An 8996-nucleotide genomic window follows, 5' to 3' on the forward strand; every position below is an offset into this window, starting at 1 on the left:
TTGCGCAGCGCCATGAGCGTGGAGGCGGGGCCGCAGTTGGCATTGCGGGCAGACGGGTCCCCCACCTGCTTCTCCGCGTCGAACTGGTTGACGTAGATGCCCTGGTACGCGTCCGCGGCGTCCGTCTGGTGGTTCTCGGCGCGCTTCTTCGCGAGCTCGTCCGCCTTGACCTGATTGACGAACTCCTCGCTGACCTCCCCGACCAGGCTCTCGTGGACCCAGCCCTGTTTCCCGGACCGGCTCTCCACGTAGACGAAACCCTCCTGGCTCACGGCGCCGTTGTCCGGCGGCGGGATGATCTTCAGCAGCGTCCCCTCCGTGAAGGTGGTGTTGATTCCGCTCTTCGTGGTCGGCCGCTGACGCTGGTTCGCGCCGTCCTTATCCGTGACCGACAGCCAGTCCCCCGCCTCCAGCTTCCCGTCGACTTGCGGAGCCGGAGGTGGCGGCGGCGGGCTCAGCGCGACCAGCGGCGACCTGCCGCGCTCGAACGAGGACACCGCGAAGTTCGTGACGGCCTTCGCGGCGGGTTGCAGCGGTGGGGCGACCGCCTTCTCCACGGCGGTGTTCGCGACGGTGCGCAGCAAAGGCCCCAGGGCACGGCGGATTCCATCAGTCGACATGTCTTGTGCTTCCCCCTCTGAACATCTTCGAGGATGAAAGCGTTCGAGACGCCGGCCGGCGAATTAAACCGGATTAAATCAGGCCCTAGACGCGGAAGCCGCTCACGACGCCCTGGATGCCCCGGAAGGCGACCTCCAGCCGCTGGATGGCGGACTCCACGTCCTCGTTGGCCCGCACGCTGTCCTTCATCATCCGGGAGAAGTCCGTCACCACCGCGGTCATCTGCACGATGCCCGCGTTCTGCTGGGTGAACGAGCCCACGATGTCCTGGGCCGCGCTGCTGCTGTCCCGCACGGCCTCCGTCAGCTCCTGGAGGCTCTGCCCGGAGGAGAGCGCCTCGTGGATGCCCTCCGCCATCTTCTGGTGGCTGCTCTCCAGGGACTCGGTGACGGCGCTCACCGCGGTGCCCATCTCCGACAGCAGGCCGCTGATGCTCTGCGCGCCGCGCTGGGACTGCTGCGACAGCGACCGCATCTCCCGGGCCACCACCGCGAAGCTGCGCCCGTGCTCGCCCGAGCGCGCCGCCTCGATGGCCGCGTTGATGGCCAGCACGTTGGATTGATCCGACAGGTCCTTGACCGTCTGGAGGATGGCGGACGCCTTGCGAGAGCCCTCCGTGAGCCGCCCGATGGCCGGCATCAGCTCACCCACCTGGGCGCGCAGGTGCTCCAGCGCGTCGCCGCTCTGGCGCAGCCGCGTCTGGCCCGTCAGGCTGGCCTGCTCCGCGCGCTTCGCGACCTGGAGCACCGTGTCGGCCTGCCGCGAGGCCTCCAGCGCCCGCTCCTGGATGTCCCGCATGGCCACGCTCGCCTCCTCGATGCTCGCCGACTGGCGGGTGAGGTGCTCGGACTGCTCGCGGCTGATGTGCGTCAGTCCCTCCACGCTGCCGGCCAGCTCCTTCAGCGTCTCCTGGAGGGTGACGGGGATGGTGCGCAGGCGCTGCACCAGGTGGTTGATGCTCTGGGCCAGGAGGCCAATCTCGTCCTCGGACCGGATGTCGATGACCTGGGTGAGGTCACCCTCGGTGGCGATGCGCGAGGCGACCTGCGTGAGCCGCGTCAGCGGCTGGGCCACCTGCGACACCAGCCACACCGACAGCGACGCGAGCACGCCCAGCAGGATGAGCCCCAGGAGGACCAGGCGCCGCTGGGAGCCCTTGTGCTCCTCCAGGGTGAGGGCGAAGGAGGCGCCCATCTTCTGCTGGTCCTCCTCGGTGGCGCGCTGGAGCGCGTCCCGCACCTGGTTGTAGCGCGTGGCCATCTCCGGGAGCCGGGCGGAGGCCTGGGCGTCCCTGCGGATCATCCGCTCGCTCGTGTCGCGGGCGAAGGCCACGTAGTCGCGCAGCTGCGCCTCCAGCGCGTCCATGCGCCCCGGCGTGATGGCGGGGTTGGTGCGCCCCTCGGCGACCCGCTGGAGGAAGCGCTTCGCGACGGCGTCCGACTCGGCCAGCTGCTCCAGGTCCTCCGCCGCGACCGCGTCCTGGAGTCCCCGTTGCAGCTGTTGCAGCAGCACGTCCAGGTCCCGGCTGAGGAGCACCGCGGGGACGTAGCCCTTCTCGATGCGCTCCAGGTGCTGCCGGGTGCTGCGCCCGAGCAGCTCCGAGAGCCCGATGATGGCGACGAGGAACAGGGCCGCGAGGACGGGGAGCAGCAGGACCTTGTGCTTGAATCGCATGGTGCCGGACTCGTTGTTCTTTCAGTCCAGCAGGGTGATGACCTTCAGCCCGGGGGTGGGGGTGCTCGCGGGCACGTAGCCCACGGCGCCGGGGTTCGCGCGCACGTAGGCGAGGACGTCCGCATCCGACGGCAGCTCCGGGGGCGGCACGTCGCGGCCGGAGAAGATGCGCTGCTGCCAGAAGGCCCGGACCGCGGGCAGCGAGCGCTTCAGCACCTCGTCGCAGAAGGCGGCGCGCACCGGCGAGCTGTCGTTCAGGTCCACCGGCATGGCGGTGACGCCTGAATCCCACTGGGTGCTCTTCTTGAAGAAGAGCTGCGAGAGCCGCGCGCGGCTCAGCTCGTTCACCGGGTTGTCCGGATGGACCACGACCTTGTAGGTCCCGGACGGCGCCCCCCGCGCCGGCCCGGCGAAGAGCCCGACAAACCCACACAACAAGAGCAGGACAAGCGTTCTCATGGCGTTTCCGGAAAGGGGGTGGGTCTAGAAGCTGAACTGCGTGCCCAGGGACAGGAGCCGCGTGTGGGGCTCCGGGTGGAGGAGCGCCGCCAGGTCGTCGGTGGCCTCGGGCATGGCGAAGCGGTTGCCGATGACGTTGTGGAACGACACCTTGAAGACGAGGTGCGGGTTGAACCAGTAGTTCACCCCCACGGCGGCCTCGCGGTGGCGCAGGTAGGTGAGCAGCTCGGGCGGCACGGCGGTGGCGGAGGCCCAGGTGCGCGAGCCCTCCACGCGTCCGGCCAGCTGCCAGTGCGGGGTGAGGAAGTACGCCGCCTCCACGTAGCCCGTACGCGCCTTGGACTGCTCGGAGAACAGGTTGAAGAACTCGGCCCGCAGCCACAGCGACTCACCCAGGTACTCGGCGCCCGCGCCCACGACGCCCAGCACGTCGTGACTGCCCTCCGCCTTCGCGGGGTCGCGGGACACGAACCCGGACGCGGTGAAGCGCAGTCCCTCCAGCGGCGCCCACAGCGCCAGCCGGCCGCCGAGCAGCTGTGACTCGATGATGCACACGCCGCCCTCCGCCTCGTCACAGTCCTGGACGAGGGGCTGCTTCAGGTCGAGGAAGCCGCCGTAGGCGTCGTACTCCACCATCCACTCGCCCGGCAGGTTGATGCGGCCGGTGAGCCCCAGGCCGTCGTAGTTCTCCACTCCAATCGTCGTGGGGCCGTACGTCCCCTGGGGCAGGGCGTTGAAGGGCCGCAGCGTGCCCACGTCGTAGATCTCCGAGTACAGCGCCAGGGGGAGCTGGTTGCGGCCCGCGCGCAGGCGGAACGCGTCGGAGAAGGAGTACTCCGCGAAGGCGTAGTCCACCTCCGGCTCCAGCGACTGGCCGGGGGCCTTCTCGAAGGAGAACTGCGTGTTGATGACGAGCCGCTCCATGGGGAGGGCCCGGACCAGCAGCGTGGTGCCCAGGTCCTGCAGGCCCACGTCCTCATTGCCGGCCAGGTAGACGTTCTCCCAGGTCTTGCCGGTGCTCAGGTGTGAGTACCCGTGGATGAAGAACTTCCCATCCGCCAGGGACATGCCGGACGCGGTGCCGGAGACCAGCAGGACTCCCAGACACAGGAGGAGCCGTCGCAGATGAAACATGGGAGTGCCTTTCAACGACGACCGAACGGGGGGCTGACTGGATTTTATGTGTATAAGAAAATTAAACCTCCTGTCCAGAGGAGGAGAGCGCTGAGCCGCGCACGGCCCTCCCCGAAACACCGCCGATATCTGGGGTGTCAAACGGGATCTTGGTTTGTTCGGGTTGTCGCGCTGGGCGGTGAAACGTGGTTTCACCGGTCTGGATGCGACACGGGAGGCGGGTGAGACATGCGCGCCGAGGGGGCTGCGCCTGTGGAGCCGCCGCGGGCACTCCATCCTGGTGCATGGCAGTTGAAACAACCATGCGGAAATCGAGAGGACTCCACTCGGAGCAAGGACTAGCGGCGCTTCGTCCAGTCCCGGAACGGGGTCGCCTTCCAGCCCGTCCACTTGGACGGATCGAACTCCATCAGCGAGCTGCCTGGCACCTTGACGAGGCCAAAATGCGGAAGGGTGAGGATTGGCGTTTGACCTGTCTCCACGTCGCGCTGGCCCAGGTCTCCTGCCTTTTCCTCACCCCAGCCAGCAGCCAGCGCGGACATGATCATGTCCTGGATCAACCCGACCCGTTCCTGACGGATCCGCAGATCCTCGTCCTGCAGGCCCAGGTTCTCCGGCTTGAACAAGAATTGGGCGGACGTCGTGTCGGGTGTGTAGCTCATGGGCATCTCCGACGTGTAGAAGCCGGGGCCAATGCCTTTTCGATGATTGATGCCGGCCTTGCTGGACATGACCAGATAGGTGTTCAAGGCGCGCCGGGTGGTATCCGTGTAAGGGTGCGCATACAGCGCCCAGGCGTCGCCGACCCAGTGCGACTTGGTTAGCACGGGCATCGTCGTGTCCGTTTTCCACTCTGGCGGCGGCTGCTTGCCGAACCGGGTGAAGAACTTCGCCTGGAGGACGAACTCGACGCTGGCATCAAAGAAGTACCCGCCCACCACCCGCAGGATGCACAGGCTGGCCAGGTCTTTCGCGGCGGAGAGGGCGGCCAGACGCTTGAGGCTCGTGTAGACGTGACGCGCGGTCTCGGCCACGGTCGTGCTCGCTTCACGGGTGTCCTGCTTCCACCAGGTGAACAACTCACTCATCGACATCACCCAGATCTTGGGGTTGATCCGGTGAAGGACTGTCTCGGCGACGCGCTTGTTCCGGGACTCACACCAGAACACGATGCGGTTCCAGGGGACGTTCGTGAGATGGCTGGCTGTCCGGACGCCCTGGAACGCCTTCTCCGAACCCTCGTCGAGGTCGCCGATCCAGGCAAAGTTGACCATGTCGACGCCGATCTTCCTCGAGCCTTCGGCGAACTCGACGAGTTCTTGAATCCCAGGCATGTGCTGGCTCCCTTTGTGACAGCGATTGGAAGGCTTGACGCTATCCTTTTCGCGCACTCGGGGTAAATCCAGTTCACGCAGCTGCAGGCCGCCGGGCCCTCCGTCTATCGCGCCCGCTGCAGGTGGATCATTGCCTCATCCAGCAGCGCGGCCACGCCCCGGCGCACCACGTGCACGACCTTGCGGTGATGTGACGAAGCCGGGTGCGTGTAGTGCGTGGACACCTTGTGGTGCAGCTCCGTGGCGCCCCACACCAGCACCAGGTCCGCCCACTCCAGGTCGCTCTTCGCGCGGTCCGCCGTGCGGCGCTCCGTGCCGTCCACCATGCGCAGGGAGATGGCGCCGCTCAGCTTCGCTTCCAATTCCTCACGCACCGCGGGCGAGCCGCCCACCACCACCACGCGCTGCACGCCGCGCTGGTGGCACATCTCCAGGAACGCCACCTCCGCTCGCCGGTTGGCGCTGCCGCCGCACCGCGCGCAGTGGCTCCGGGGCTCCACCCGCAGGGGCTCCCGGCCGCTCGCGGACGCCACCTGGAGGCAGCCGGGGTCCGAGCACACCTGGAAGAAGCGCTCGGCCAGGACCTCGGCCGCACGCTGGAGCTTGGGCTCGCTCATCCGCGCCTTGCCCGGCCGCGTGAGCCCTGCCTCCTCCAGCACGCCCCGGGCCTTCGCACGCGCGTCCATCAGCGTGACGCCCCGCTCCGCCAACCACCCGTCGATGTCCCTGTCCGCGCTCATCGCTTCGCCATCGGGGCAGAAGTAGCGGCGAACAGCTCCGACTGCATCGGAACGGGCCCTGAGGGCTGCGCCAGTCCGAGCGCCTCGCGCACCGGGCCGAAGCTCCGGCGGTGGATGGGCAGCACGCCCAGGGCCTGGATGGCCTGCACGTGCTGCGCGGTGGGGTAGCCCTTGTGGGCCGCCAGGCCGTAGCCGGGATACCGCGCGTCCAGCTCCGCCATCTGCCGGTCGCGCGTCGTCTTCGCCAGCACGGACGCCGCCGCGATGCTCAACGACAGCGAGTCACCCTTGATGATGCCCCGCTGCGGGGAAGGGCACTGCGGAATCGTGCGCGCGTCCACCAGCACGTAGTCTGGCTTCAGCCCCAGCCCCTCCACCGCGCGCCGCATCGCCAGCAGGCCCGCGTGGTAGATGTTGAGCTGATCAATCTCCTCCACCTCCGCCCGGCCCACCGCCCACGCCACCACGTCGCGCTTGAGCGCCTCCGCCAACGCCTCGCGCTTGTCCGGGTCCAATATCTTCTTCGAGTCGTCCAGCCCCTTGAGCTTGTAGCCCCGGGGCAGGATGGCCGCCGCCGCGACGACAGGACCCGCGAGCGGCGCCATGCCGGCCTCGTCCACACCCGCGACGTGCAGGAGGCCCTGCTCCCACAGCTCCGTTTCGAACTTGAGCAGGTGCCGCAGCCGCTGCCCCTCCGCCCGGTTCTTCTCCTGGCGCGACCGCAGCCGCTTCGCGAGCGCCTGCGCGCCCTGGCGGGGATCAGCTTCCAGCGCTTCCAGCAGCCCCTGGGGGATGGGCTGCGCCTGGGTGACGAACCGCCCGGTCAGCTCGGTGACCGAGCATGCGAGCAGGGCCTGCACATTTTCCGCGGACATGGGGGACCTTCGGGATTGCCTACCCGGCGGGTAGCGCTGTTGCACGGCTTACTGGAGCGGAGGAACACCAGTGCCGCGACAACACGCCCGCACGCACGCCGTCAGGCCAGACGGGCGGGCGGCGAGGCTGGGGGAGAGCCGGACCGACGCGGACGCACGCATGCGGGTTTGACGCATGGCGTAAGTGGTATCGCGTGCGGACGGGTGTGCACAACCGCCCGGCGGCCCGAGGCGGCGGATTTTCCGCGCGCGCCGGGCCTCACTGGCGGGTCTTCCCGTTCAATCCTGGAGCTTGAGCGTCACCGTGTCGGGAACAGGCGTGCAGTGACATGCGTCACACGTCCACTCCACGCGCTCCGCGTGCGTCACGTGCGAGCCCGCGGTGGCCACCACGCGGATGGGGCTGGGCGCGAGCGTTTCGTTGATGGCCGTGGTGACGCCGCGGTCATCCGTGATGCCGGTGATGCTGACGTTGGACTCCAGATTCGTGGCCGTCACCGAAGCGCCCTGGATGTACGCGCCGTCCGACGACATCACCTCCACGCGCAGCGACCTCGGCTCCGCGCAGGTGTCCTCGTGCCGGTTCGCGCTGGGGGCTTCATCACAGCCCGTCACCAGCACGCTCGCGAGGAGCCCCAACCAGCCCAGCCGCTTCCACTTCAGCTGCTTCTCCATCCCCACGCCCCCAACCCGTCCCATGCAGGGAATCTGGTACCGGGGGACGGGTGCTGCAATGCGTGTGTCAGGCTGCGGGCGCGAGCCGCGCATGGGCAAAACGTGCGGCCTCCGTGTCCGGATAACGATGCAGGATGTACCGGTAGATTTCCTCCGCGCGCACCGTGTTTCCCATCTTCTCCCCCTGCACGCGCGCCAGCAGCACCAGCGCGCGGGGCGCGGTGGGCGCATCCGGCGCTGAATCCGCCGCGGCTTCCAAAGCTTTGACCGACAGTGGGAAATCTCCTTCCACCGCCGCGGCCTGGCCAATGAACAGATGGTGTGCCGGCGAAACCTTCAGGCGGGGCAGAACGAGGAGCGCGCCATACAGCGCCAGCGCCTTCGCCACGTCGCGCGCCTCCACCGCCGCGGCGAGCTCCGCCTCCTGGGCGGCCTGGGCCGCTTCGGGATTCTCCACGCCGGCGGCCTCCGCCCGCACGGGCGCGTTCAGCACCGGCGGGGCCTGCATGGGAGAAGTGTCACCCAGCGCGGGCTCCAGGAAGTCGCGAGCGGGCAGGTAGTCCAGCACGTCGCCGTGCACGTACAGGACGAGCCCCAACACGTTCGCCGCCGCGAAGGGCACCAGGCACGTGAGCGCCTCCGAGAGGAGCCGGGGCACGAGGACGATGGGCAGGCCGAGCACCGCCTCCGCCACCCCGTGCAGCGCCCCATGCAGCAGGGTCAGCAGCAGGAACACCCCCGTCACCAGGCGAGCGTCGCGGCCCACCGCGCGGATGCACGCGAGCGCACGCAAGGGATTGAGCGCGGCGAGCACCGACCGTGACATCGCGGCCACCAGCAGCGCCCATGGCAGCCACAGGACCCCCAGGACCGCGAGCCCCCAGAAGAGCGGATCCGTCCAGAGGACGGGCGCGCTCAACGTCACCACCGGGTGGGCGACGCGCGTCAGGACGTCGGCGGAGGACGCGGACTCCAGGAGCCCCCACGCCCGCACGAGCGCGGGCACGAAGACGCCCACGCTGACGCACAGGCCGGTGAGTCCGGGCGCGAGGTTGTCCCGGACGATGTCGCTGAACCCGGGGGCCTCCGGCTCCTCTTCACCCCGCGCGGCGCCCCGCACGAGCGCGAAGAAGGACGCCCAGAAGACCCCCAGCGCGAGCGTGAGCGGCAGGACGGCGATGATCACGATGCCGACGACGGCCAGGCGCAGCACGGTCAGCGCGATGACGACGGCCACCAGCGTCTGGAGCCCCGGCCCGGTGAACGGGAAGCGCAGGGCCCCTGGCAGCCGCGCCGCCAGCGAGCGGTGCGAGCGGTGGCGAAGCAATACGTCCGCCGTACCGCCGCAGCGTGAGCAGACGGCGTACTCCACCGTGCCCATGCGCCGGGTCTCCACGCACGCGGGGCACAGCAGGGCGTCGCAGTGCACGCAGCGCCAGCCGGCGGCGGCGTCCGGGTGTCCCGCGCAGGAGGAAGGGGCAGGG

Annotated in this window: 9 protein-coding genes; all 9 read right to left on the reverse strand. The window is 69.0% G+C overall.

Features of this window, described 5'->3' with window-relative positions; translation table 11 throughout:
- Positions 1 to 620 (reverse strand): SH3 domain-containing protein (locus tag D7X55_RS29875; RefSeq protein ID WP_147470262.1); only part of this gene is annotated, 620 nt, incomplete at its 3' end.
- 85 nt (positions 621 to 705) lie between these two features.
- Positions 706 to 2295: a methyl-accepting chemotaxis protein gene (locus tag D7X55_RS29880; protein WP_121724844.1), complete on the reverse strand. Its 1590-nt coding sequence runs from the start codon at positions 2293 to 2295 to the stop codon at positions 706 to 708.
- A gap of 21 nt (positions 2296 to 2316) precedes the next feature.
- Positions 2317 to 2754 carry a hypothetical protein gene (locus tag D7X55_RS29885; RefSeq protein ID WP_147470263.1) on the reverse strand — a complete coding sequence of 146 codons (438 nt, stop codon included), beginning with the start codon at positions 2752 to 2754 and terminating at the stop codon, positions 2317 to 2319.
- Between the two features lie 24 nt (positions 2755 to 2778).
- On the reverse strand, positions 2779 to 3888 hold the full coding sequence (locus tag D7X55_RS29890; protein ID WP_121724846.1) for a porin: 1110 nt from the start codon (positions 3886 to 3888) through the stop codon (positions 2779 to 2781).
- A 338-nt stretch (positions 3889 to 4226) separates the two neighbouring features.
- Positions 4227 to 5222 carry a hypothetical protein gene (locus tag D7X55_RS29895; RefSeq protein WP_120547446.1) on the reverse strand — a complete coding sequence of 332 codons (996 nt, stop codon included), beginning with the start codon at positions 5220 to 5222 and terminating at the stop codon, positions 4227 to 4229.
- A 104-nt stretch (positions 5223 to 5326) separates the two neighbouring features.
- On the reverse strand, positions 5327 to 5962 hold the full coding sequence (locus tag D7X55_RS29900) for a hypothetical protein (RefSeq protein ID WP_120547447.1): 636 nt from the start codon (positions 5960 to 5962) through the stop codon (positions 5327 to 5329).
- Positions 5959 to 6837, reverse strand: coding sequence for a ribonuclease HII (locus D7X55_RS29905; RefSeq protein WP_120547448.1), 879 nt, complete (start codon positions 6835 to 6837; stop codon positions 5959 to 5961). Before D7X55_RS29905 ends, D7X55_RS29900 begins: the two co-directional genes overlap by 4 nt.
- A gap of 279 nt (positions 6838 to 7116) precedes the next feature.
- Positions 7117 to 7512 (reverse strand): carboxypeptidase-like regulatory domain-containing protein, encoded by a 396-nt coding sequence (locus tag D7X55_RS29910; RefSeq protein WP_120547449.1) that lies wholly within the window; start codon positions 7510 to 7512, stop codon positions 7117 to 7119.
- Positions 7513 to 7579: 67 nt separating this feature from the next.
- Positions 7580 to 8996, reverse strand: a 1417-nt coding sequence (locus D7X55_RS43580; protein WP_158626445.1) for a tol-pal system YbgF family protein, incomplete at its 5' end; no start/stop codon positions are given.

The organism is Corallococcus sp. AB049A, assembly GCF_003668885.1.
GTDB classification, from domain to species: domain Bacteria; phylum Myxococcota; class Myxococcia; order Myxococcales; family Myxococcaceae; genus Corallococcus; species Corallococcus interemptor.

Bases quoted from the DNA above. Each gene is read 5' to 3' on its own strand.
- D7X55_RS29880 (WP_121724844.1), bottom strand. From the start codon at position 2,295: ATGCGATTCAAGCACAAGGTCCTGCTGCTCCCCGTCCTCGCGGCCCTG.
- D7X55_RS29885 (WP_147470263.1), bottom strand. From the start codon at position 2,754: ATGAGAACGCTTGTCCTGCTCTTGTTGTGTGGGTTTGTCGGGCTCTTC.
- D7X55_RS29890 (WP_121724846.1), bottom strand. From the start codon at position 3,888: ATGTTTCATCTGCGACGGCTCCTCCTGTGTCTGGGAGTCCTGCTGGTC.
- D7X55_RS29895 (WP_120547446.1), bottom strand. From the start codon at position 5,222: ATGCCTGGGATTCAAGAACTCGTCGAGTTCGCCGAAGGCTCGAGGAAG.
- D7X55_RS29900 (WP_120547447.1), bottom strand. From the start codon at position 5,962: ATGAGCGCGGACAGGGACATCGACGGGTGGTTGGCGGAGCGGGGCGTC.
- D7X55_RS29905 (WP_120547448.1), bottom strand. From the start codon at position 6,837: ATGTCCGCGGAAAATGTGCAGGCCCTGCTCGCATGCTCGGTCACCGAG.
- D7X55_RS29910 (WP_120547449.1), bottom strand. From the start codon at position 7,512: ATGGAGAAGCAGCTGAAGTGGAAGCGGCTGGGCTGGTTGGGGCTCCTC.